Below are 24,371 nucleotides of genomic sequence, written 5' to 3'. Positions count from 1 at the left end.
TGTCGATGGTTTTTAGGTTAATGAAAAACACTTTTATTGTTGTCACAATTATCTTGTTATTAATAGTTGTCTTTTTAATCATTGCTATGTTCATAGGCTCAAGACCGATTAAAAGTAACTACTATAATCAAGTTGATGCAGTGGGCATGATTGAAAAGAAATATACTAATCGTGGGGAGTATGAAGTTGAGTCTATTAAAGCTAATAGCAATGAAGAATTATTTAAGGAGTACAAAATATGGTATCCGTTAGAATTAGAGGAAAAGGCTGATAAAACATATCCAGTTGTTTTGTTAGTAAATGGGACAGGGGTTCCCTATACAAAGTATGGTGCAATATTTGAACATTTGGCTTCGTGGGGATTTATTGTGGTAGGAAACGATGATAAAAATTCAGCAAGTGGTAAGTCGTCATCTATTATGTTGAACTACATCCTTTCTTTAAATGAAGATAACGAAAGTATTTTTTTTGGCAAAATAGATTTAGGTAATATTGGAATATCAGGGCATTCACAAGGAGGTGTGGGTGCAATTAATGCTATAACAAGCTTTGATAATAGCAACATATTTACGTCGCTCTATACAGCAAGTACCACAGCTTTAGAGCTCGCTCAAGCACTTGAATGGGACTACGATGTATCAAAAATAAAAATCCCTTATTTTAAAGTAGCAGCTACAGGAAAGTCTGATGCTGAGTTAATAGCACCTCTTTTATCTTTAATAGATAATTATAACAGAGTAGAAAGTGAACAACTTACCATTATGGGAAGACGAAAGAATGTTGAGCATGACCAAATGCTAACTCATGCTGATGGTTATATGACAGCTTGGTTTAGGTACACATTAATGAATGATGAAGAAGCTGGTCAAGCTTTTTCTGGTGATGTCCCTGAAATCTTAACTAATTTAGATAATTGGCAAGATGTTCAAATTAAAGAATAATGACCGATGAAAAAATAAATTTCTCAACAAGTAAAGATAGCTTTACGGATTATAGTAAGAATTGGCTAAAGTTGAAATGGGTATCCTAAATTATTTTATTTTTTTAAATATTAATCTGTTGTATAGTAGCAAAATAGGGAGGACATAATGATGACAACAATATTATTAATTATTATTTATATTGCTTATATTGGACTTGGAATTCCTGATTCATTACTCGGGGTAGCATGGCCAGCCATTTATCGTGAGTTTGGATTACCTGTTTCTACTGTTAGTTGTATTTCATTATTAATTTCAGTAGGAACGGTTATTTCAAGCTTATTAAGCGCAAGAGTAATCAATAAGTTTGGGACAGGGAAGGTAGCAGCGGTTAGTACATCCATGACAGCTATTGCATTACTAGGGTTTTCTTTATCAAATAATTTGCTATGGTTATGTTTATCAGCTATTCCACTTGGATTAGGTGCAGGTGCAATTGATGCTGCTATGAATAACTATGTTGCTCTTCATTATTCATCTAAACACATGAATTTCTTACACTGTTTTTACGGAATAGGAGTTTCGTTTAGTCCTTATTTGATGTCTATGGCCTTATCTAATCAATCTGACTGGCGTAACGGCTATCAGAATGTTTTCTATTTTCAGTTAGCTATTTCAATGATTTGTATCATATCACTTCCTCTTTGGAATAGGGTCAAAGAATCAGTACATGTTCAGGAAGAAAAGACTCATCCCTTGAAACTATCTGAATTAGTTACAATTCCATCAGTACGTTGGGTATGGGGCGCGTTTATTGGATTAGGTGCAATGGAATCATTATGTGCTGTTTGGACAAGTACATTTCTCGTAAATGCAAAAGGAATGGCTTCTTATCATGCTGCAAAAGTAATTATGATATATTATATTGGGATGACACTAGGACGTTTATTATCAGGAATTTTAGCCGATAAATTATCAAGCTGGAAGTTAATAAAAATTGGTCAATTTATTACCATATTAGCAATTTTATTATTACTATTACCTTTATCTTTAGAAAGCTCAATTTTAGGATTATTTCTGATTGGACTGGGGATTAGCCCTATTTTTCCAAACCTAATTCATTTAACACCTGAAAACTTTGGGAAAAATCTTTCTCAATCTGTTATGGGAACACAAATAGCGGCTTGTTATGCAGCTACTATACTAACACCACCATTCTTTGGTCTGATAGCTGAATTATTTGGATTGAATTTATTTCCATTAACTTTATTTATCGCCTTTATCGTGATGTTATTCTCAATTATTTGCTTAACGAGAAAATTGAAAAAATCAAACTAGATATTAACTCTTTAGGGTAGTAACTTTAGATTAAATAAAACTTTATAAAAATAAAAACAGTCATCTTAAAATGACTGTTTTTATTTTTGTATGCTGCGTTATAGTACAGTTACTAGCTCTTTTTTATAAGTAAGGTCTTAATTCATGTAGTAGTTTTTCTTCTATTTTAATGAGTTGATTAGCAAGATCTTTGATATCGCTTGTTGCAGCGGGATATTGGTTAAGATATTTAGCAATAGATTTAATTCCCATGTTGCATCCATCTGTTACGATATCGGCTATTTTTTCATCAACATCACCTGTTAGTAGTTTAACATTTGTACTCATCCAAGACATTGCTTTTGCAATAGGGTTGGGTTCTTTATCAGAATCGTGAGCTTCCATTAGTTTTTGGTGTGTTAAGTCACCGAATTTTTTATGTTCTTCAAGAGAAGTAGTTAAAGTATTACGTAGGTTCTCATTTTTAACTTTTTCTAGAACCTCATTTAAACTCTCAACTGCCATTTTAGTTCCAGAATTACATTCATTTAATAGTTTAATTGAATCTTGATTAGGCATTAATATAACCTTCTTTCTATTTCATATTTAATATTATTTGCTATTTTAATGAAGGGTATTCCAATAAAGAACTAAGAATATTTAATCTGATACAGAGTGTCTAATTTTGAATTTAGACATAGGATACTATAGGACAGATTTTAATATTAAGTGCAACATAAAAAAAACTCATAAATAAGATTATTGTTATAGAATGAGTTACCACACCAAATTCTTAACAAGGAAATTTATTGATAAGTTATAGACATCTTAAGACATTCGAGGGGACCCCTATAGAGGTGCTTTCGAAAATGAGATATTTAGTGAGATAAATGACTCAATGATTTCTCCTGAATTAAAACGAAACACTCAGGAGATGTATCAGGCGAGTCCACAGATGAATTAAGCAAGAAAAGACACTTAATTCATTATCGTTCAGAGAAGAAATCCAAAGAAGTCATTTCCCTATATTATTTAACATTAACTCAGTCGCTAGACCAGATTTTTAATACAGTTTTAAAAGGGATTATTTCATTTTATGCCATTTATCGTTGATGATGGAGCATTTTGTTAGAAGATTTAAGTTGTTTAAAATAAACAGGAAAGCCTTGAAAATTATGAGAAACTAACTTTAGAACGTCGATTTATCAACGTTCTAAAGAAGTGAAAAACATAAAAGATTTAGGAATAGTGTGAAGCAAGTATCCTCCTTTGATGGTGATGGGCAATAGATACGATTATTTCAAGTCGTATTTAAAGTAAAGGTTGTTTATCATCATTTGTAGAACACCAAATCCATTATTACATCGCTATTAAAATATAAAATTTCTCAGAAATGGAAATGTACAAAGCGCTAAGTCAATTAAATGAAAACTATCATCTATAAATCTTTAAAACCGACATAGTGATTGAGGGAAGGGGTTGCTTGTTACTCACAACTTGAATCAGAATTAAAGATACCTATTTATTTTGTAGATGCTTATTCATCAACGCCTATGAAAATGTTTAGGTGGGAAATTTTCATTCGAACTATTTGAGGAGAAAGTGTTGTACCTGTATTGAATTCGTCCTAGGGAAAAGTTTATAAGGAGGGAATGTGATGGCAACTATAGAGGTTACAGGCTCAGATATGACTATTCAAGAAGCAATTAATAATGCTAGTCCAGGAGATAAGATTCAAGTTCAATCAGGGATTTATAGAGAGAATTTATTCATTAATGTGGACAATATTACCATTTTTGGTGACGGAGAAGTTATTCTTGATGGAACTGATCAGGGGTTAGTCGGAATAACTATTGATGCTAATGAGGTTATATTAGCCAATTTGACTTTTCAAAACTTTACAATAGGAATTTTATCAATTGGGGATAAGAATGTCTTCCATCATGTTAAATCTGATAGTAATGTAGGAAGTGGATTTAAAATCAGTGGGCATCTTAATACTGTAAGGCAATGTCAGATAAACAATAATCAAGATAAAGGGATTATATTGTCTGGAAGAGAAAATTTATTTTATGAAAATAGTTTAGAAGGAAATAGAAGAGGTGGCTTTTTAGCGGGACCCGGAGATTTTAGGGAAAATATTATAGCTAATAATTACTTTGACGGTAATGGAAACTTTGCCATTAACATTAACACAACTTATTCCGATAAAAATATTGTTTATACTAATCTTATTCAAAATTCATCTAATGGTATTATAGTGAAAAGAGGTCGTTTTTTTATTGGTTTAAATACGATTACGAACATTAATCAGATCGGAATAATGATCGAGGGAAATTACTCAATTATATTTAAAAATACATTGATTAATTCAAAGAATGGGATAATGTTAAAAGCTAACGATAGCTCAATTATAGAGAATGTTGTGGAACATATAAATAATACTGCGATTTTAATTCAGGGAAATAGAAATTATGCCAGACAGAATACGGTAAGCCAATTTCATGATGTAGGGATATTAGTTAATGGATTCTCCAATACATTACGATGCAATACTCCATTGACTTCAGTTGTTAATTATTCTGCCACTGGAGAGAATAACGTAGCAAATGATACGACTTGTGATACACTAGCGAATGGTATACAGCAAATTAATCTAGATAACTTAACAGACGGCTATAAGGGATTGCTAGAGTTATTTTATAAGAATTTCTAGTAAATATTTAAAAATGATTTAATGGTCATTTAAGTTCCCTATCAATAGCGAATTTTTGGCGCATACTAATTGAGAAGGATACCAGATTCCAGTTCAAATCACCGTTTGTCAATATGTACAGAATATGATAGTATATAAGAATATATTTGGCTTTTTATTGTAAGAAAAGTCAGATGCTACAACATTAACTGGAGGAATGGATTTTATGTTACCAAATTGCCCAAAATGTAATTCAGAATATACATATGAAGATGCAGGAATGTTAGTGTGCCCAATGTGTGCTTATGAGTGGAGTCCAGAAGCAGAAGCTGAAGCAGCGGAAGCTAACGTGATTCGTGATGCAAACGGAAATGTTTTATCGGATGGAGATACTGTAACAGTTATTAAAGATTTAAAGGTAAAAGGTAGTTCTTCAGCGATTAAACAAGGAACTAAAGTAAAAGGAATCCGTTTAGTTCATGATTCATCTAATGGTCATGATATTGACTGTAAAATTGATGGATTTGGAGCAATGAGTTTAAAATCTGAATTCGTAAAAAAAATCTAATTATTTTTTAGAATGATGAAGCATCCTAATTAACTAGGATGCTTTTATTGTTAGAACTTTACTTTGAAATAGTTGGGATTTATAGTAAAATTAAGTGTAACAATGGAAAAGATAGTTATTTTTTTAGGGATAGGGGAAGGTGGACTATATTAAGAAGAAATTAGGATTTCTCTTACTAGCTATATCCATTGGAATCATCACTCTATTTATAATAGGAAGAGAAAAAACGAATTATCATTTAGAGATTATTAAGCGAGCAATTAAAGAGAATGTTGTATTAGACGTAGAACAACTTAGACAATACTCGGAAAAGATAGAAGTTAAATTAAGTAAAGATGAAATGGACTATTTCACTTTGGGATATATGAATGAGGTAGAAGGTAATGAAGAGTCCGCTATCGCGAATTATCATCAGGTTACTGAGTTGATTAGTGAAAAAACAGATCCCTTTGTAATATTATATACGACGACCTATTTAGCGAAGCAAATGATGGATACAAAGCGGTATCAACAAGCCTTAGATTATGTCATGATTGGTGTTAATAATATTGAAATCGAAGATTATAATGACCATGCTAAGTCTGTATGGGAGTTGTTATTGATAACGATAAATAATGATAGAGGTGAGCATTTTACTACACAAACGCTTGAAGAGGTGTTGAAGTATGAAAAGAAGTTAAATGAAGAAACATTACTGTATTTGATTTCCAAACAAACACCATTATACTGTTTACGTCATCAATATGCTGATGCAATTAATGCTGCATTAAAAGGAATTAAATTAGCAGAGCAGCAACATGACCAGGCAACGAAAATGAAAATTTTAATAGAACTTGGCAATGTTTTTAAAATATTAGAAAATTACGATGCAGCCAAACAAGTTATACAAGAAGCATTAAAAATGGTAGTCAAGGATACAGATTTAAGTGATAATCTTAAATTATATGCTTATAAGAATTTGGCACAAATCAGTTTGATGCAGGAAGATTATGAACAGGTCATAGCTTACACTGGATTGATGAAAGAATATGAATCTAAGGTTAAATCTGAAATTGCGATTGAGTATGAGATATTAAGATATTTAATTTATGCACAAGTTGATATTTATTATGGGCATATAGATTATGCGTATCAAAGCCTCCTAAAGGCGACTGAATTATTTAAACAAGATGAAAATTATACCGTATTTGAAAAAGATTTATATTATTTAAATACGTTAGGTCAATTATATTATCATCAGGAAAATTATGATGAAGCAATTAAAACATATCATGAACTATTAGAGTTATCTGAAAAAAGAGAGTCTCTAGGATTTCAAAAAGAGAGTATAGCCAAATTATTGGCTATTTATCAAGAGTTAGGGCGCATAGATGAGTATCAACTGTTGACAGATAAATTAATTGCTTTTTCAGACGTTCAACAAAATCGAATAGGAAATGAGTACATTTTTTATGCGATTCAGTCTCATCAAAATGACCTTATTTTACAAAGAACGATACAATATAGAATAATCAATATGAGCATTTTTATGGTATTAGGGAGTATTATCATTTACGGTATTCTTAAATTTGTTAGATTAGTGTCACAAAATAGAAAGGACCATCTTACTAATCTATATAATCGTCGATACTTTGATAAAATTTATCTTGCTTTGAAAAAAAGAAAAAAAGGTCATTATTCTATCATTTTATTTGATATTGATGATTTTAAAAAAATTAATGATCGTTATGGTCATGATGTTGGTGATGCGGTATTAATGAGTTTGGCTAAGACGGTTAAAGGGGAACTTGGAAAACGAGAATATGGATTTAGGTATGGCGGCGAGGAGTTTGTCATTTTATCTGTTGATAAATCTGAAGAACATGTTCTTGCTTTAGCAGAGTCTATTCGTGAAAAGGTGGCCAAAACGATTGTGAGTCCCAATATTCAGTTTACGATTAGTTTAGGAATTGCACACTCTAGGCAGCATGAATTTAGTTTAAAAACCGCAGATGAAAATTTATATCATTCGAAAGCTCAGGGTAAAAATACAATTACAACTTAAAGGTAATCATGAAAGTGTCATGTTTATCTGAAAATCAGAAATTGTGGATAAGTGATGGGATTTTATTATCCACAAAAAATAGCTAGTGTCTTTAGACACTAGCTATTTTTTATAGAATGAAGAATGAAGCGGCAATAATGAGATAAACAGAGAGTAGCTGAACTCCTTCAAGCCAGTTTGATTCTCCATCATGGGCTACTTTGTTGACGATAAGAATTGAAGCAATCAGAGCAATAAGTTCAAATTGATTGAAGACGATACTCATAGGGATGAAGAATTGGCTAATAAAAATTAGGATAGGAGCGACGAATAAAATAATTTGTAAGCTTGAACCAATTGCAATTTCAAGAGCAACGTCCATTTTATCTTTTCTAGCCATAACGACGGCTGTACTATGTTCAGCTGCATTTCCGATAATCGGGATTAAGATAATACCGACGAAAAACTCACTCCATCCAAGTGTTTGGGTAATGGCTTCGATACCACTAACTAAAAATTCACTTTCTATTGCAATGAATACAGTTGCAATGACTAAAATTAAAATAGCTTTTGGCAACGACCATTTTGCTTTATGTTCTTCACCACTATCCGTCTCGGTATAGATATGTTTGTGTGTACTAAAGGAAAAGAATAAACTTAAAACATAAATAATAAACATCACGATAGCAACAAAAATACTTAATCCTTCGTAGCGGGTATTGAGTAGTGCCGGATCAACTGTGTGGGTGAAAAGTGCTGGAATACAGAGTCCAATCACGGCAAATAATAACATGCTTGATGAGACATCAGAGACTTTTACATTAAATTTTTGTGATTTGTATTTTAATCCACCTGCGAGCATACTAGCTCCGACAACTAATAAGATATTTCCAATGACGGCTCCTGCAATTGAAGATTTTACAACTTCGAATAATCCTTGTTTTAAAGCAAAGAATGAGATAATAAGTTCTGTCGCATTTCCAAACGTCCCATTTAAAAATCCACCAATTTTAGGCCCCGAATAAAATGAAATTTCTTCAGTTCCTTCTCCCATGAGACCAGCTAATGGAATAATTGATAAGCAAGATAAGATAAACATCCAAGAATCTGAAACGCCCATAAATTTAGCAATGAAGCTTATCGGAACAAAGATAAGCAAATATTTTAGAATTTTCATTGAAAATATGAACCTCCTATTTTTATAGATAATACTAGTATCCACAGTTTGAAAAATTCTAATAACCAATTAGGAAAATAATTGATAAAAAAGTTAAAGATGTTAAATTTAAGTTATATTTTTTAAAGACGTATCAGAGTTTAAAATAATGAGCTACTCTGTGTATCTTTTTTGTATTTTAATTCTTGCAATCTAACTTTCAGGTGTTTTATCATGAATAAGTATAAAAATGTGATAATAATTTGGTCATAGTTGAAAGGATGAGTATGATGTCATTACCACAAGACTTTTTAGATAAAATGCAACAATTATTAGGTGAAGAATTTGATGAATTTATTAAAAGTTATGATCATGAGAAATCTCATGGATTGCGATTAAATTTATTAAAGACATCAATGGAGTCATTTAAAGAGAAGAATAAATTGACGTTAGATTCTATTCCGTGGGTGGAGGAAGGATTTTTCTATAAGGGTGAGGAACGACCAGGAAAACATCCTTATCATGAAGCGGGAGTCTACTATATTCAAGAACCAAGTGCTATGTCTGTTGGGGCGTTTGTTGAAGCAAAACCAGGGGAGAAAGTACTAGATTTATGTGCAGCTCCTGGTGGGAAGAGTACACATGTTGCTTCTCAACTTGGGCAAAAAGGTCTTTTAGTAGCCAATGAAATTTATCCACAACGTGCGAAAATCTTATCTCAAAATATTGAGCGTATGGGGGTTAAGAATGCGATTGTGTTAAATGAAACACCAGCTCGTTTAGTAAAGCATTTTCCACTATATTTTGATCGTATTGTAGTCGATGCTCCATGTTCAGGTGAAGGAATGTTTAGAAAAGATGTAGTGGCACAAGAAGAGTGGAGTTTAGAGAATGTGAAGCTTTGTGCTACGCGTCAGAATGAGATTTTAGAAGAAGCAGCTAAGATGCTAAAACCTGGTGGTCGCTTAGTTTATTCGACGTGTACATTTGCACCTGAAGAGAATGAACAAGCGATTGCGCAGTTTATAAGTCATCATCCTGAGTTTGAAATTGAATCGGTTAATGCGTATGAATCATTTAAACCAGGACGTGGCGAGTGGTCTCAAATCGCTGTGGAAGGGATTGAAAAAACCTATCGTTTATGGCCCCATTATATTAATGGAGAAGGTCATTACTTAGCGGTATTGCGTAAAGTTTGTGGGGAAGATGCAGATTTAAAACGTGAGTACGTGAAGCCATTGAAGAAGGATAAGTCTTTAAATGATTTCTTTGATTTTGCTAAAGATACGTTAAAAGATGTTCCACATGGAGACTTTGTGTTATTTGGATCAGAGCTTTATTTAGTACCAGAAGGTATGTTAACGTTTGATAAATTAAAGGTTGTTCGTGCAGGATGGCATTTAGGAACATTTAAAAAGAATCGTTTTGAACCATCACATGCCTTAGCTTTATCACTTCGCCCTGAAGATGTTAAGCATTATGTTTCTTATCCACAAGATTCTAATGAGATTAAATCGTATTTAAAAGGTGAGACATTATCTCATGAGGGAGATAAAGGATGGTATCTAGTTTGTGTTGATGGTTATTCTCTGGGATGGGCAAAACTAGTTAATGGAACATTAAAAAATCATTATCCAAAGGGATTACGTTGGATGTAATTTTGAGTTTAGGGCATTAGAAGGTGCTTTTTTGTGAAAATGAGAGTCTAAGTTTTCATAAATGTTTGTAAGATATGAAAATTTGTTGTATTTTAATCGAGTTCATAATATAATACGGATATCTTAATTGAATAAATTCTCGTATATGCCCGGTGATATGGACTGGGCGTCTCTACCTGCAAACCGTAAAAGTGCGGACTACGAGGAGTTGTATGATTTTAATATATAATTTTTTATTATATAGGAAAAAGACAGCACCTCGTTTTTATAATGGGGGCTGTCTTTTTTGTTATCTAAATACTAATTGGAGTTAGTAAAAAGGAGAAGATTACGAAATGAGGAAAGAACAGCAAGTCGAAACAGGATTAATTTATGATGTAAATGATAATCCATCAATCGGGAAGAAGTTTTTATTTGGATTACAGCATATTTTTGCTGCTTTCTCAGGAATTGTCGTTGTACCATTAGTGATTTCAGGATCATTAGGTTTTGATAGTAAGATGACGACATCTTTAATTAGTGCTTCGATTTTAGCAGCGGGGATTGCAACAATTATTCAAGCACGTGGGATTGGCCGAGTTGGATCACGTGTTGCTTGTATTATGGGAACTGATTTTACGTTTGTATCACCTGCCATTTCAGTTGGGTCAACACTTGGAATGCCAGGGATTGTAGGGGCAACGATTCTAGGATCATTTTTTGAAATTATTTTAAGTTTCTTCATTAAACCACTGATGAAATTATTCCCCCCCCTTGTAACAGGAACGGTTGTTTGTTTAATTGGTTTAACGTTATTGCCAGTTTCAATTGACTGGGCAGCAGGTGGTAGTGGTGCTTTGGATTATGGAAGTTTATTAAATGTTTCAATTGCAATGCTTGTAATGATTGTGACGCTAATTTTAAACCGCTATGGCAAAGGGTTAGTAAGTAGTGCTTCTATTTTAATTGGGATGCTTGTTGGATATCTAGTGTGTATTCCTCTTGGAATGGTTGATTTTACGCCAGTTGCAGAAGCAAGCTGGTTTGCGATGCCAAATATTTTAGAATACGGTGTGGTTTTTGATTGGAAGGCTGTTTTAGCGTTTATTCCAGCATATTTTGTTACAACGATTGAAACGGTAGGATGCTTAAAGGCTGTTGGAGAAACATCTCAAATTGAAATGGATGATAAGAAAATTGGATCAGGAATTTTAGCTGATGGAGTTGGAAGTATTGTAGGTGGATTAGTTGGATCCTTCTCTAATACTTCGTTTAGTCAAAATGTCGGATTAATTTCGTTAACAAAGGTAGCAAGTAAACATGTTGCTGTGATGGCAGGTATTTTATTAGTATGTTTAGGGTTATTCCCAAAATTAGCAGGTGTGATTAATGGTATTCCACAACCAGTTTTAGGTGGAGTTGGACTTGTGATGTTTGGAATGGTTGCAGCAGCAGGAATTAAGACGTTAAGTCGTGTTGAATTAACTGACCGTAACCTTTTAATCATCGCAACATCTATGGCATTAGGTCTTGGTGTAACATTCCGCCCTGATTTTATTGGTCAATTACCTGAAGCTTTACAGATGATCTTTTCATCAGGAATTTCAACAGGAACTATTGTGGCATTGATTTTAAATTTATTGTTAAAAGAGGATAAAGTAGTTGCTACAAAAGCGGCTAAAACGGAGGTTGTAGTTTAATGAAGGCTTTACAAGAACGTATTTTAAAAGATGGAGTAGCATTGAATGAAACAGTTTTAAAAGTGGATTCATTTTTAAATCATGGAGTTGATGCTCATTTAATGTATGAGATTGGGACAGAGTTTAAAAAATATTTTGAACATCACGGAGTAACTAAAATTTTTACGATTGAAAGTTCAGGAATTGCTCCAACGGTTATGACAGCGATGCAAATGAATTTACCGATGGTCACTTTAAAGAAACAATCATCTAAAATTTTGAATGGTGATGTTTATCAAACAACAGTTCATTCGTTTACAAAAGCAACAGATTACGAATTAACGTTATCTAAAAAATATATTTCACAAGATGATCGTATCTTAATTATTGATGATTTCCTAGCTAATGGAGAAGCCGCTCTTGGAGCTATTCGTTTAGTTGAAGAAGCAGGAGCAAAAGTAGCGGGAATTGGAATTGTCATTGAAAAATCGTTCCAACCAGGACGTAAGATGTTAATTGAAAAAGGATATGAGGTATATTCCTTAGCACGAGTTAGCAAGTTAGATGCGGGTGTTATTGAATTTGTTCAAGAATAATGAAAAAGGCGAGGATGATGAGGATCCTCGCCTTTTTCATTATTCTTTGTACATGTAATCTCTTGTTAATGGTAAAGAGTTATTCACACCTTTGGTAAAGACAATTTGGTGTAAATCAATGACACCATTGTTAAATGAGGCAGCACATGAGCATAAATACATACGCCACATACGAATGAAACGCTCGTCAAACATTTTACTAATTTCATCAATGTTATCTTCGAAGTTTTTATACCAATGTAATAATGTCATACGGTAGTGAGGGCGTAAGTTTTCGATATCGATAACGTGGAATTTATAGTCTGCTGAAATTGAAACAATTTCACGTAAAGATGGGATGACACCACCAGGGAAGATATATTTTTTAATCCATGCATCTCCTTCACTTTCTTTTAAACTGCTAATGTAATGAAGAACGAAGATTCCACCTGGCTTTAATACGGCATTGACATTTTTGAAGAATAAATCGTAGTTTGGACGCTCTACATGTTCAAGCATTCCGACACTGACGATTTTATCGAAAATTAAATCAGATTTTTCTAAATCTCTGTAATCCATTAGTTTAACTGACAGATAATTTTCAAGATTTTCTTCTTTGATACGTCGTGAGAATTCATTATATTGCTCTTGACTTAATGTGATTCCAGTTCCTTTAACTTTATATTTTTTAGCAGCTGAAATTAACAAGCAACCCCAACCACATCCAATATCAAGTAGTGTTTCATTTTCTTTTAATTCCAGTTTATTTAGTAAGTGATCAATTTTATTAAGTTGTGCTTGGTGCAATGACTCATCTTCGCTTTTAAAGTAGGCACAAGAGTAGCAAAGAGTATCATCTAACCACAATTTATAAAATTTATTTCCAATATCATAATGAGAAGAGACTTCTTCTTTTTGTTTTGACTTTGAGGTAGGGTTGTTAAAGATTTTAGGTAAAGCTTTAAAATCTGTTGTGAAGTGTTCAATATGACTTAAAATAGCATCTAATGCTTCATACAAATCTCCCTCAATTTCAATAGTTTTATCCATATAAGCTTCCCCAAGTGCTAAAGAGGTACTAGTCACTAAATCTTTTTTGCTTATAGGGCCATTAATATAAACTTTAAACTTGGGCTCTCCTTGTCCTACAGAAAATATTTCATGATCCCAAAATTCAACTGTAAATGGAACGCTGTCAAAATTTTTTAATAAATTTTTAAAAACTAACTTATCGAAAGCCATAAACTCAATCCTTTCCAAATTCCTTCAAAAATTACTTTTATTATTTACCAAATCATCTCTTTTCATCATCAATAAGGAAAAAAACTTTCAAAAAATCAAAAAAATAACAGTTTATCCACAGTTCCACAAAGTTCCATGTGGAACAATTCCCGAAAATTGTGGATAAATGTCTAATAAAGTTTATTGTGTTGATGAATGTTCTAAATATGATGAAAATGATTTTTTGTCGCAGTGCATATAATGTAATGAAAGGAGTGGAGATATGATTAAATTAGTTTTAATTCGTCATGGTCAAAGTATCTGGAATTTAGAAAATAAGTTTACAGGATGGACTGATGTAGAGTTATCTGATAATGGATTAAATGAAGCTAGGTTAGCTGCTAAAGTTTTAAATAAACATGGATTTGAATTTGATGTAGCTTATACTTCGTGTTTAAAACGAGCTATTAGAACATTGTGGATTATTCTTCATGAGATGGATTTAATGTGGATTCCTGTCTATAAATCATGGAGGTTAAATGAGCGACATTATGGTGCTTTACAGGGATTAAATAAGGAGGAAACGGCAAAAAAATATGGTGAAGAGCAAGTTCATAAATGGCGGAGATATGTGGATATCCGTCCACCTGAGCTAACAAAAGACGATCCTAGATATCCAGGTTATGAATATAAATATCATAATTTGAAGGAGAATGAGTTACCGTTAACGGAAAATCTTGCAGACACTGAAAAACGAGTTTTAGAGGAGTGGCATGAGAAAATTGTGCCTGATTTGTTAGCAGAAAAAAAAGTAATCATTGCAGCCCATGGTAATACGTTGAGAGCTTTAGTAAAGTATTTAGATGAATTATCGAATGATGGGGTGGCGAATTTAAATATTCCAACTGGGATGCCACTGGTATATGAATTAGATGATCAATTAAAGCCAATAAGACATTATTATTTGAATTTAGAGGGTGAAATTCCGAGTGGTATTATTCCAGAATATATTCTTTAAGATACAAAAAAACACTCTGTGGATAGAGTGTTTTTTTGTGTATTATTATTCAAATAGATCATCAAAGACTTCGTCTTCAAGTTCTTTTAATCGTTTCATTTCATTTGATTTTGCTTTTTTCTCAGCCATTTTTTTAACAACACGAGTAGATCCAACGCCGATTCCAACAATAGCTCCGGTAATTAATAGGGCTGCGAATCCACGTTTTTTTGTAATTTTCACTTTTTGTTCCATCATATGCCCTCCCTTAAGACCCTGTAATGGATACTATTATATACTATTTTCGACAATATACAACTTAAATTTAATGTTAGTTAATGGATTAAAATAACTTGGTAACTGATTATTTGATAAGGTCACAAAGTTATTTTTATGAGTATTCTTAAAGTGATTATTTAAAGGAAAAAGTAGCCTTTTTTATTAAAATTGTTATCATAGCAGGTATCATTGAGATTAGTATAATCCGTATTTTACAGTCTAGAAGAGAAGATTTAGTATAAAATCTTTTAAAGAATATTTATCCACAAATTAGTTTTATATTAGTAGATTGTAAATTGGATCTAGGTCAATATTTTGGACACAAAAAAGTTAAGTTTTTAAGCAGTCTGTCGTGCAAGTTGCTCACATTCTTCAGGAGTCAAATAGTCAATCGCTCCATGAATTCGTTTGCGATTATACCAGCCTTCTATGTATTGAAATAAAGCCATTCTAGCTTGTTTAAAGGTAACATAGACTGTTTGATACACTTCTTCTTTCTTTAGTGTCGCATGGAAAGATTCAATGCAGGCATTATCGTAAGGACACCCTTTACGACTAAAGGACTGAACGATATTCAGATCCGAAATTAAGTCTTTAAAGTCCTTGCTTGTATACTGTGAGCCTAGATCAGTATGAAGAATAACCTCATCTTTAGGTCTTTGAGAAATATAAGCATTTTTTAAAGCTTGAACAATAATATCCGTTGTCATTTGTTTAGAAAAGTGATAACCAATAATTTTTTTTGAATGTAAATCCATCACTGATGCTAAATAGCACCAACCTTCTTCTTGAACGTGAATATAAGTAATATCTGATACCCATTTTTGGTTAATTGAGGTCGTTGAAAAGTCCTGTTCTAGAATGTTATCACGTTCTAGAACAAGTTCTTTAGATTGTTTATAAGGGGTGTATTTCTTTTGAATAATAGAGGCTAATCCAGCTAATTTCATTAAGCGTTGGATACGTTTCAAGCTGGCATACAATCCTTCTTTAAGCAATTGACGATGTACCTTAATGGCACCGTATCGACGCTTGCTCTCAAAATAAATTTTCTTAATACGTTCAAGCAGTTGTTGATTTTTAAGTTTCCACTTAGACTCGCTTTGATGCTTAGATTGATAAAAAGTACTTCTTGGAACATTTAAAACCTCACAAAGTTGCTTAACATCATGTTCTGAACGATGCTGATCGATAAACTGACATAATTCAGATTGACTTACTTTCTCGCGAATATGGTCATAGCCTTTTTTAAAATCTCATTCTCCTCTTGTAAACGTAACATTTCTTGCTTCATACGTTTAATGTCTTCCAGAGTAATCTCTGTATCCTTAACTGAGGCAATTGGAGAAATCTGTTTAATCCATTTGTAAATTGTCACTTCTGACACACCATATTCACGACTTAAATCTTTCACTGATCGTCCAGTCTTATACAGTTCAACAATCATTGATTTAAATTCAGTATTATATTTTTTCATATCGACACATCCTTTAATGATTAAGTCTATTTTAACGACTTAACTTAAATGTGTCCATAAAACTATACTAGCACCAAAATATCAAATAGATATATTTTAAATTAATAATATTTAATGAAGAAAAATTGAAAAAAAACGAAATAATTAAACTGATAACTATAAAAAGATGTGTATAAGTATATAAATAAGATTGAAAAGTGAACCAATGGGGATTTATAGAAAATAGCTAAATTTAATGAATTCTGTAGTAAATAAAGACAAGAGAAGCAAAAATACTGTAAATAATATACGTTTAAATAAGAAAGATCTTAAACTAATTGAGACATATTTAAGAGCTAGAAATTAATGTGTTTTATTCTTTTAACAGGTAGATAGACTGTAAAATTAAAGTAATTAAGAATATCTTATATAGTAGTTATTTAAGTTATGATTCTAAGATAATCGTTGATACGGGATAAAAATGACTATTTGCAATAAAAAGAAGCATTCAGTAAATTGAATGCTTCTTTTTATTATGGCGTTTATGAAACTATTTTTTAATTATTTATATACGATTAGCGATAATTTTTTATGAGGAAAAAACAGTTATTTTTACTATAAGATAATTAGTCTTAAAAGATCCTAATTATTAAGTTTGATTTAAAATAGGTGAATTACTTTCATTACGTATCATTAAGTTTTTATTTTTGACTCTTATTTATTACTTCAACAGAACTAGTTTCTTCTATCATTTTTAGAAATTTACATAAACTCTATTTTTTATAAAAATCTTCATTTTTCTTTATTTTTATGCTTTCTGGAGCATTATTTATAGAATCTTTCTTCTAACCTTCTTTTTCTATCTTTTTTCTTTGATAGTTCTTTTACTTTTTATCATTTATCCTTCCAGGCTGCTTTTTTTATTTTTTCTTCATTTTTTTCTTCTATACTACCACTATACTTAAACATATTAAACAGTATTTTTAAACAACTTCAGAGAAAAAATTCTTCAAACACCATCGAAACTATAGAAAACATTCATAGATTTATTCTATGGTTTTGTTTTACACTTGTATTTAAGTTGTATTATAAAAGAAAAAAATATTTTGGGAAATAATTTTGTGAAAATATTAAATATAGTATAGCTTTTTTGAAATGATAAATTTGTAGGAATCTGAAAGAGAAGTTCGACATCTTTTTCTTACTTAATATTGGATAGCATAGTTTTTATTTCGAGTTTAAATAATAAATAAGATGAAAGTTGAGAGGTCACAAAAGCTAGCATTAGATTTTGATTATTGTGGTAAAAAAGAAACCCAGACAAAAAAATTTATTTTGTTATTTGTGTAGGAGGATTTAAAAATGAAAAAAAGATTTCAATGGATATTCGTAGTAATCATGACGATGTTTATAGCAACGGTGCATTGTCATGCAACCGAGGTAAAGAATTTAAAAGAAATAGATTACTTGGATAAATATGAGGTTATTCATCAAAATATGATGGAAAAAATTAAATACACAGAAAAAACAGGTGATTTAAATATAGATTTCTTATTTTACATATTACCTTATGAACAATTTGGAGTTGAGATTTCTAAGTCTGAACTTCGTTATGGAAGTAACCAGAAAATAAAAGATGTTGTAAATATAGTTGTAAAAACGAGTAAAGACCATATAAAAGCAATTGAAAAATTATTAAAATCTATGGAAAAGGATCCTGTGATTGATGAAACAAAAGAAACAGCATATCTTGAACAGTTCAATCAACTCTATAATGAGATGATTATTAGTTTAAAGATAGATAGAGAAAATGTACCCGGTACTGTCGATAAGGATTATTTAGATAAAATGGTGGTTTATTTAGACTATGAACAAAAATTTGCTAATTTGATTTTGGCGAATACCAATCATGAAGAAATTATTAAATTAGCTCAAAAAATTATTACTGATGAAGAAAACAATCTCGGGAAACTTAATACATTGTTAGAAATCACGAAATAGTATGATTCAATAATTAATTTAAATTTTTTTAAAGAAAAAACCTTAGAGAAATGAACAAAATTGTCATTTTTCTAAGGTTTTCATACTTATATAGCTAATTAATTTTATAAGATAAAAATATTCTTAAATAGCCGAATCGATAAATTTATCCACAATTTTTATTACGATTGAATGATGATAATTCAATTATTATAATAAGGTAATATTATTATATCCTGTAAGTGGTTTTCATCTGAATTTTGATTGGATACACTTCGTTAATCTAGATTTTGTGATTTTTCCTGTGGAGCCTAATCGGGTACACTGGCAGAACTACAGGTAAATCAATACTAGCTTGAATTGATTTAGTTACTTTTAATTCAATGAAATTTCCTTTTAAAGTATTTATATCTGAAGTTTTCAAAACGACATAAAAATTTTTATTTTATAGAAGGTGTAATTTATTTCTTCTTTTATCTATATAATAGTTGTTCCTGAACTATCTGTGTTAATTGATCATCTGGATGTGGAACAATTAGCGATGAAACATCTGCGTCACTTAATGTTTATACTTGATAGTTTACCTAAAAGATATGAGTGACTGTCGTTACAGTATTATCAATATCTTCTTCTTCATATGGGGCATAAGTTTCTAATACTTTAATGTTGGATAAAGGTCCAGCTTCCTTATCATAGACCATTACACCTTGCAATGAATTGAATGATTCTCCTGAAACTAGTATCAATTCTACATTATCAATATCTGTTGGCTTAATATAATCATATAGTCTAGCTATGAACTAATAGCATACGAATACGAAAATAAAGGTATTATCAATAACTAATGATAATAAAATAAACACTCCAATCAACTTTTTGTTATTCATCTTTATATATTAAGAATGATTATACTATTCTATACTCTTATTTTTTTGTGTTGAAAAATTGAGTTTTTTACATTTTTGATAAAATAACAAAAAAAGATTTACCTTGAATTACCAAGGTAAATCTTTTTTAATTACTTTCAAAACTAATATATTGAGTTAATTGCTGATTTACGGACATTTGATTTTCGGTACATTTGATGCTGATAGCACCATCGCTTGTTAAGAGTGTTTGAGTTCCTAGCTGATTGAGTATTGAGATAACTTTTTGATCTGGAGCGTTATCTTCTGAACAAGTGATAACAGCATAATCAGGTTTAATTGTATTTAAAAAGAGTGGGAGGACATCATTATCTTTTCCATGATGCGGAATTTTTAAAAATTTATAGGTAGATGGATAAATAGTTAAAAACTCTGTTAAACGTTGTGATTCTGCATCTCCTGCAAATAAAAAACTGTTTTCTCCATAGATGAGGCTAGTTATAATGGAATAGTCGTTTGATTGTTCGTATTCTGTTTGTTGTGCTGGATACAGTGTTAGTTGAGCATCATTTATTGTTAAGTTCATGGTTTGTGTTAAAAGGAGTGGCGTTATATCGTGACGAGATAATGCATCGATATATTCTTGGTACTGGGTTGAATCTTTTGAATAATTGGCTTGAATGATTTGATCAACAGGAATTTCATCTAAAATGATATCGGCACCACCGATATGATCTTTATCTAGATGGGTTAAAATTAAATAATCGATATGATCAATTCCTTTTTCATGAAGGGAAGCAAGAATTTGTTCGCCATTTCGATCTAAACCAGTATCAATCATGATAGTTTTATCACCAATTTCTATAAAAATACAGTCTGATTTTCCGGTATCAAGAATTGTAACTTCAAGTGAGATGTTTGAAGGATCTAAAGAAGTTACTGAGAGATTGTTGATTGATTGTTTACGATTACAGGCAGATAAAGTTGTAAAACTGGTACAGACGATAAATGAAAAACATAATTTTAATAATGATTGATGTTTTATCACATTCAAGCACTCCATTCTATCAGATTGAGTCTATGGCTGAGTTTAGATATAGTGTTTGTTAAATATAGAATATCATAAAGCTAATGTTCAAGTACTACTCTTAATATATAAAAAAAGTAGAAATTTATAGGAATAGAACGATGTCAATTCTTTTTGTTAAAACAAGTCCTAGACAAGATATATATTAGGTAAAATTTAATAGTTTTTATCAATTAGTTTTATAGGTTAGAAGTCATTTTTTTAAATTTAATTTTTTTAATCTATAAGTTTAGTAATAATAAATATGTTTTTTAAAGAGAAGATAAATAAAAAAACGATTTCATTCTATCGAACAAAATCGTTTTTTGAAATTATTTAGAATGAATTGGAAGCCATTCTAAGAATTTCTCAATGTATTCATCCCAGAAGCACCAATCATGTTCTCCTTTACTTTCTATATAAGTAAATTCGATGTTTTCTGAAGTTAAGAAATCTCTATACTCTCGATTATTAACTAATAAATAATCTTCAGTCCCGCAAGAAAGATATAGTTTTGGGATTTCTAAGTTTTCAGTTTTTAGCTTTTTAATAAGGGCATAATAGTCACAATCGCTACCAGATAGTTGAGTTAGATCTCCAAAGATACTTTCAAAGTAATCTCGTGTTCTAAAGAAAGTTTCGTGTTCTATTGGTGCATTTATAGCTTCGTCTAAAATAAGACCTGAAGAAAATCCACCAATATGACTAAATGTATCATGATATTTTAGACCATTTCGAATGGCACCATATCCACCCATTGAGAGTCCAGCGATGAAAGTATCTGCTCGGTTTTTAGAAAGTGGAAACATTGCTCTAGAATGATTAATGAGTTCTTCACCAATGAATCTGCCATAATAATCTTGACGTTTTTGATGATCAACATAAAAACTATTATCTCCTGAGGGCATAATAACAGCTAATTGATGATCAGTAGCCAGTTTTTTAATACGTGTATTTGTAATCCAATCCTCACAATTTCCTAACATCCCATGTAAAAGATAAAGGGTTTTAAATGGTGGAACAGTATCACTTTCAAGTGAACTTTCAATTGGAATAATGGCTTTATAAGTTACATTTCGATTTAAACATTTAGACATGAAGTTGACAGTTAAAACTGACATCAGAGGTCCCCCCTTAAAATTAATTGTTTTATTTTTACTATATCATGTTTAAATAACTAAATAAAGCGATTTCATAAATGAAATTATCTATTAATTCGTCATGATAACTGATTAAATAATCAATTATTGTAATATAATTGTAATAAATGGAAATATTAGGAGGGGTAGTTTGAAAAAGTATTTATTATTTATCGTGATGGTTTTATGTTTGGGAGCTTGTGGTGTGGAACAAGAGGTTAATATTCTAAATCAGGGGGGAGAAAGTCTTGCGATTCAGATGGGAGAGACTGATTTGGGGGTAGTTGTGCATAACTTAGATGAAAGTAAGTTAACCACAATGACCTTGACGAAATTTAGGGTAGAACCAGTTGAGGAGTCATTTTTATTTATTCCAAAATATATCGGAAGTCAGATTACAGTGTATCCTGTTAATTGGGAGGAAAATCACCTAGCTACTGGTGATGCCTTGCTTGAGATTAATGATGTTCAAAATTATGGGGCTCTTTATTTAAAGTGTCCAGTTCCTGAAGGAATTCCCGCGATGAAAGTAGTGATAACTTATGAAGGTCAAAGTTGTGAGTATGTGATTACATATGATGGAAGTGGAATGCGGGATCAAGTAGAGTTTTTAGGGAATGAAATAGTAGATTAGAAGTAGTGAAGCGAGAATTTTAGGTTCTCGTTTTTTATTAAAAAAAGTATAAAACTACCGTATAATGTCACCAAAAAAAACATATTTATTCTTAAATTTTATGATATGATAGTCTAAGACTACAAAATAACCCTAAATTAGACTTTTTAGGACAACGTAGAATGTTTTTTATTAGGAGGGGCTATAGATGAATCGACGAAATAAAGATGAATTTGAAGATAAAGTAAGTTCTTGGAGTGAGAGAATCGGGGCTTCAATTATTGGAGTATTAACAGTGTTAGGTGTAGGATTAATTACTTATACAGGTGTTAAGGCAGTAACTTTTGAAACTCCAAAAGTAGAACAAGAATATTTAACATTAGAAGATACTGAAGTGACACCAGATGTTGCACCCGAGGCAAATGAACAAGACCAATCGGTGACTAATACGACAACAGAAGAAAATGTAACACAGGAAGAAGTTACTCAACCTGAAACTCCGGTCGAAGAAACACAACCAGAAATACCTCAATCAGAACAACCAGTGGTTGAAGTACCCCAAACAGTTGAAGCAACTTGTAATATTGATGGGGTTAATGTTCGTGAGGAACCAAAAACAGGAACAACCATTATTGGCCAATTAATTTCAGGTGAAAAAATCACAGTATTAAACCGTAATTATAGCGATGAATGGGTTCAAGTTTCATACGATGGACAAACAGGATACGTTTATCATGAATATTTAGATTTTAACTAATGTAAAAAAGCTAGCACTACATCACGTGCTAGCTTTTTATTTGGATTGTTAAGTGATGATGGTTGTATCAATGTGCTTAGAAAACTATCAAGAAGGGCGTTTTCTAAGCATATTGATATTGATGGCGATATCTTAACGTAAAGAAAATAGAGATAAATAGTGTTATGATCTCAGCAAATGGAATGGTTAACCAGATGCCATTGACTTCTAAAAACAAAGGCAATATGGTAATCCCGATGATGACTAAAACTAATGTTCTCATTGTTGAAATTAAAACAGATATTTTACCATTTGAAAAAGCAGTAAACATAGCAGATGCAAAGGTATTAATTCCAACGGTTAAGAAGCTAATAGAAAATAAGTTAAATCCATCAAGAGTCATTTGATAGACGTCGCCTGTATCCCCAGTAAAAATTTGGATAATAGATGGGGCTAAGATAAAGGAAAGAATAAAGGTTGTAATCGATGCGACAAGGATAAATCCATAGCTATATCGAATGAGTTGTTTTAATTCATTAGAATTTTGTTCTCCGTAGCTGTAACTAATAAGAGGTGCAGCTCCTGATGAAAATCCAAGATAGATTGAAATGAGAAGAAATTGGGCGTATAACACGATAGTCATGGCTGCTACTCCATCTTCACCTAGGTAATTAATCATCATAAGATTAAATAGTAAGGTTGTAACTCCACTTGAAAGATTGGTAACCATCTCAGAGGAACCATTTGAAGCACTCTGAAGAAGTACTTTGGCATCAAATACAGGCTTTTCAAAGTGAAGGTAATTCTTTTTATTTAAAAAGTAGATAATTCCGATGATTGAAGGAATTAACATTCCAATAACGGTTGCTAAGGCAGCTCCGGCAATTCCCATTTTTAAAATTACAATAAAGACATAATCGAGAATCATGTTGCTAAATCCACCAATTAGTGTATTGATGAGTCCCAATTTCGGATTATTTGCAGTTACCATAAAGTAGTCAAATAGTGATTTTAAAATAGCGACTGGGGCAAAGAATGTTATGATTGAAATATATTCCTTACAATATGAAAATAGGGTATCAGTGGCACCTAATGATTTAATAATCGGATCTAAGAAGATAAGTTCTATTAGCATTAAAACAATTCCAATAATGGTTGAGCAGATAACAATGAGTGTGAAATTTTGTTTGGCTTCTAATGTTTTTCCTTCCCCTAATTTTTTTGCCACGATGGCACTCCCACCAGTTGCAAACATGATAGCAACTCCCCAAGTTAGCGTAGATAGTGGAAGTGTAATATTAATAGCTGATAAAGCGGCTTGCCCGACGAAGCGGGAAACAAAGATTCCATCAATGATGGTATAAAGTGATAAAAAGACCATCATAATCATGGTTGGAATCGTACAGTTCATAAATGATTTAAAAGATAATGTTGATTGATTCAGATTA

Annotated in this window: 21 protein-coding genes and 1 riboswitch; of the genes, 12 read left to right on the top strand and 9 right to left on the bottom strand. The window is 31.6% G+C overall.

Translation table 11 applies throughout. The features are described 5' to 3' along the window. The first annotated feature begins 5 nt into the window (after positions 1 to 5). Together HLK68_RS04900 and HLK68_RS04895 are read left to right on the top strand one after the other, a co-directional pair. Positions 6 to 941, top strand: coding sequence for an alpha/beta hydrolase (locus tag HLK68_RS04900; protein WP_009606616.1), 936 nt, complete (start codon positions 6 to 8; stop codon positions 939 to 941). Positions 942 to 1,091: 150 nt separating this feature from the next. Further along, complete coding sequence (locus HLK68_RS04895) at positions 1,092 to 2,258, top strand: MFS transporter (protein ID WP_229040152.1); 1,167 nt, start codon at positions 1,092 to 1,094, stop codon at positions 2,256 to 2,258. A gap of 123 nt (positions 2,259 to 2,381) precedes the next feature. On the opposite strand, the gene HLK68_RS04890 is transcribed toward HLK68_RS04895, so the two are convergent. Continuing rightward, the gene (locus HLK68_RS04890; RefSeq protein WP_006783897.1) at positions 2,382 to 2,816 is read right to left on the bottom strand and encodes a hypothetical protein; all 435 of its coding nucleotides are present in this window, start codon (positions 2,814 to 2,816) and stop codon (positions 2,382 to 2,384) included. A gap of 1,078 nt (positions 2,817 to 3,894) precedes the next feature. Here HLK68_RS04890 and HLK68_RS04885 point away from each other — a divergent pair. From HLK68_RS04885 to HLK68_RS04875, 3 genes are all read left to right on the top strand, one after another. Continuing rightward, positions 3,895 to 4,953: a right-handed parallel beta-helix repeat-containing protein gene (locus tag HLK68_RS04885; protein WP_132942922.1), complete on the top strand. Its 1,059-nt coding sequence runs from the start codon at positions 3,895 to 3,897 to the stop codon at positions 4,951 to 4,953. A gap of 205 nt (positions 4,954 to 5,158) precedes the next feature. Continuing rightward, positions 5,159 to 5,500, top strand: coding sequence for a zinc ribbon domain-containing protein YjdM (locus HLK68_RS04880; RefSeq protein WP_006783900.1), 342 nt, complete (start codon positions 5,159 to 5,161; stop codon positions 5,498 to 5,500). A gap of 139 nt (positions 5,501 to 5,639) precedes the next feature. Further along, positions 5,640 to 7,544, top strand: coding sequence for a diguanylate cyclase (locus HLK68_RS04875; protein WP_006783901.1), 1,905 nt, complete (start codon positions 5,640 to 5,642; stop codon positions 7,542 to 7,544). Between the two features lie 109 nt (positions 7,545 to 7,653). On the opposite strand, the gene cax is transcribed toward HLK68_RS04875, so the two are convergent. Next, positions 7,654 to 8,745: a calcium/proton exchanger gene (gene cax, locus HLK68_RS04870; RefSeq protein WP_262942017.1), complete on the bottom strand. Its 1,092-nt coding sequence runs from the start codon at positions 8,743 to 8,745 to the stop codon at positions 7,654 to 7,656. A 224-nt stretch (positions 8,746 to 8,969) separates the two neighbouring features. Between cax and HLK68_RS04865 the strand changes: the two genes are divergently transcribed. The 3 genes from HLK68_RS04865 (at position 8,970) to HLK68_RS04855 (ending at position 12,591) form a co-directional block, all read left to right on the top strand. Next, entirely contained in the window at positions 8,970 to 10,337 is a 1,368-nt protein-coding gene (locus HLK68_RS04865; protein ID WP_132942921.1) for an RsmF rRNA methyltransferase first C-terminal domain-containing protein, read from the top strand. Positions 10,338 to 10,456: 119 nt separating this feature from the next. Continuing rightward, positions 10,457 to 10,558, top strand: a riboswitch (purine riboswitch). Positions 10,559 to 10,672: 114 nt separating this feature from the next. Further along, complete coding sequence (locus HLK68_RS04860) at positions 10,673 to 12,016, top strand: uracil-xanthine permease family protein (RefSeq protein ID WP_055164354.1); 1,344 nt, start codon at positions 10,673 to 10,675, stop codon at positions 12,014 to 12,016. Then, positions 12,016 to 12,591 carry a xanthine phosphoribosyltransferase gene (locus HLK68_RS04855; RefSeq protein ID WP_009607518.1) on the top strand — a complete coding sequence of 192 codons (576 nt, stop codon included), beginning with the start codon at positions 12,016 to 12,018 and terminating at the stop codon, positions 12,589 to 12,591. Before HLK68_RS04860 ends, HLK68_RS04855 begins: the two co-directional genes overlap by 1 nt. A gap of 39 nt (positions 12,592 to 12,630) precedes the next feature. On the opposite strand, the gene HLK68_RS04850 is transcribed toward HLK68_RS04855, so the two are convergent. Beyond that, a complete protein-coding gene (locus HLK68_RS04850) occupies positions 12,631 to 13,812 on the bottom strand; it encodes an SAM-dependent methyltransferase (protein ID WP_009607515.1) in 1,182 nt (393 codons plus the stop codon). A 262-nt stretch (positions 13,813 to 14,074) separates the two neighbouring features. Here HLK68_RS04850 and gpmA point away from each other — a divergent pair, with 262 nt between their 5' ends. After that, positions 14,075 to 14,809 carry a 2,3-diphosphoglycerate-dependent phosphoglycerate mutase gene (gene gpmA / locus HLK68_RS04845; protein ID WP_006783907.1) on the top strand — a complete coding sequence of 245 codons (735 nt, stop codon included), beginning with the start codon at positions 14,075 to 14,077 and terminating at the stop codon, positions 14,807 to 14,809. Positions 14,810 to 14,854: 45 nt separating this feature from the next. On the opposite strand, the gene HLK68_RS04840 is transcribed toward gpmA, so the two are convergent. Both HLK68_RS04840 and HLK68_RS04835 read right to left on the bottom strand, forming a co-directional pair. Then, complete coding sequence (locus HLK68_RS04840; RefSeq protein ID WP_229040154.1) at positions 14,855 to 15,043, bottom strand: hypothetical protein; 189 nt, start codon at positions 15,041 to 15,043, stop codon at positions 14,855 to 14,857. Between the two features lie 362 nt (positions 15,044 to 15,405). After that, positions 15,406 to 16,544, bottom strand: a protein-coding gene (locus HLK68_RS04835) for an IS3 family transposase (RefSeq protein WP_170837663.1) whose coding sequence is annotated in 2 segments (ribosomal slippage) — positions 15,406 to 16,319 and positions 16,319 to 16,544 — 1,140 coding nt in all. Because the reading frame shifts where the segments join, the coding sequence is not laid out codon by codon here. 1,341 nt (positions 16,545 to 17,885) lie between these two features. Between HLK68_RS04835 and HLK68_RS04830 the strand changes: the two genes are divergently transcribed. Continuing rightward, entirely contained in the window at positions 17,886 to 18,524 is a 639-nt protein-coding gene (locus HLK68_RS04830; protein WP_006783909.1) for a DUF305 domain-containing protein, read from the top strand. A 563-nt stretch (positions 18,525 to 19,087) separates the two neighbouring features. Here the strand turns inward: HLK68_RS04830 and HLK68_RS14670 are convergent. From HLK68_RS14670 to HLK68_RS04820, 3 genes are all read right to left on the bottom strand, one after another. Further along, a complete protein-coding gene (locus tag HLK68_RS14670) occupies positions 19,088 to 19,216 on the bottom strand; it encodes a hypothetical protein (RefSeq protein WP_262942095.1) in 129 nt (42 codons plus the stop codon). A 301-nt stretch (positions 19,217 to 19,517) separates the two neighbouring features. Then, positions 19,518 to 20,417, bottom strand: a complete 900-nt coding sequence (locus tag HLK68_RS04825; RefSeq protein ID WP_238526642.1) for a ComEC/Rec2 family competence protein — start codon at positions 20,415 to 20,417, stop codon at positions 19,518 to 19,520. A gap of 350 nt (positions 20,418 to 20,767) precedes the next feature. Further along, positions 20,768 to 21,556: an alpha/beta hydrolase gene (locus HLK68_RS04820; protein ID WP_006783912.1), complete on the bottom strand. Its 789-nt coding sequence runs from the start codon at positions 21,554 to 21,556 to the stop codon at positions 20,768 to 20,770. A 169-nt stretch (positions 21,557 to 21,725) separates the two neighbouring features. Between HLK68_RS04820 and HLK68_RS04815 the strand changes: the two genes are divergently transcribed. Both HLK68_RS04815 and HLK68_RS04810 read left to right on the top strand, forming a co-directional pair. Further along, positions 21,726 to 22,208 (top strand): hypothetical protein, encoded by a 483-nt coding sequence (locus HLK68_RS04815; RefSeq protein ID WP_009606523.1) that lies wholly within the window; start codon positions 21,726 to 21,728, stop codon positions 22,206 to 22,208. A gap of 187 nt (positions 22,209 to 22,395) precedes the next feature. Then, positions 22,396 to 22,944, top strand: coding sequence for an SH3 domain-containing protein (locus HLK68_RS04810; protein WP_006783914.1), 549 nt, complete (start codon positions 22,396 to 22,398; stop codon positions 22,942 to 22,944). Positions 22,945 to 23,047: 103 nt separating this feature from the next. On the opposite strand, the gene HLK68_RS04805 is transcribed toward HLK68_RS04810, so the two are convergent. After that, the gene (locus HLK68_RS04805; RefSeq protein ID WP_229040155.1) at positions 23,048 to 24,313 is read right to left on the bottom strand and encodes an MATE family efflux transporter; all 1,266 of its coding nucleotides are present in this window, start codon (positions 24,311 to 24,313) and stop codon (positions 23,048 to 23,050) included. Between the last annotated feature and the right edge of the window lie 58 nt (positions 24,314 to 24,371).

The organism is Turicibacter sanguinis (assembly GCF_013046825.1).
In the GTDB taxonomy this organism is placed as follows: domain Bacteria; phylum Bacillota_I; class Bacilli_A; order MOL361; family Turicibacteraceae; genus Turicibacter; species Turicibacter sanguinis.
This window is presented reverse-complemented; position numbering and strand designations above follow the sequence as displayed.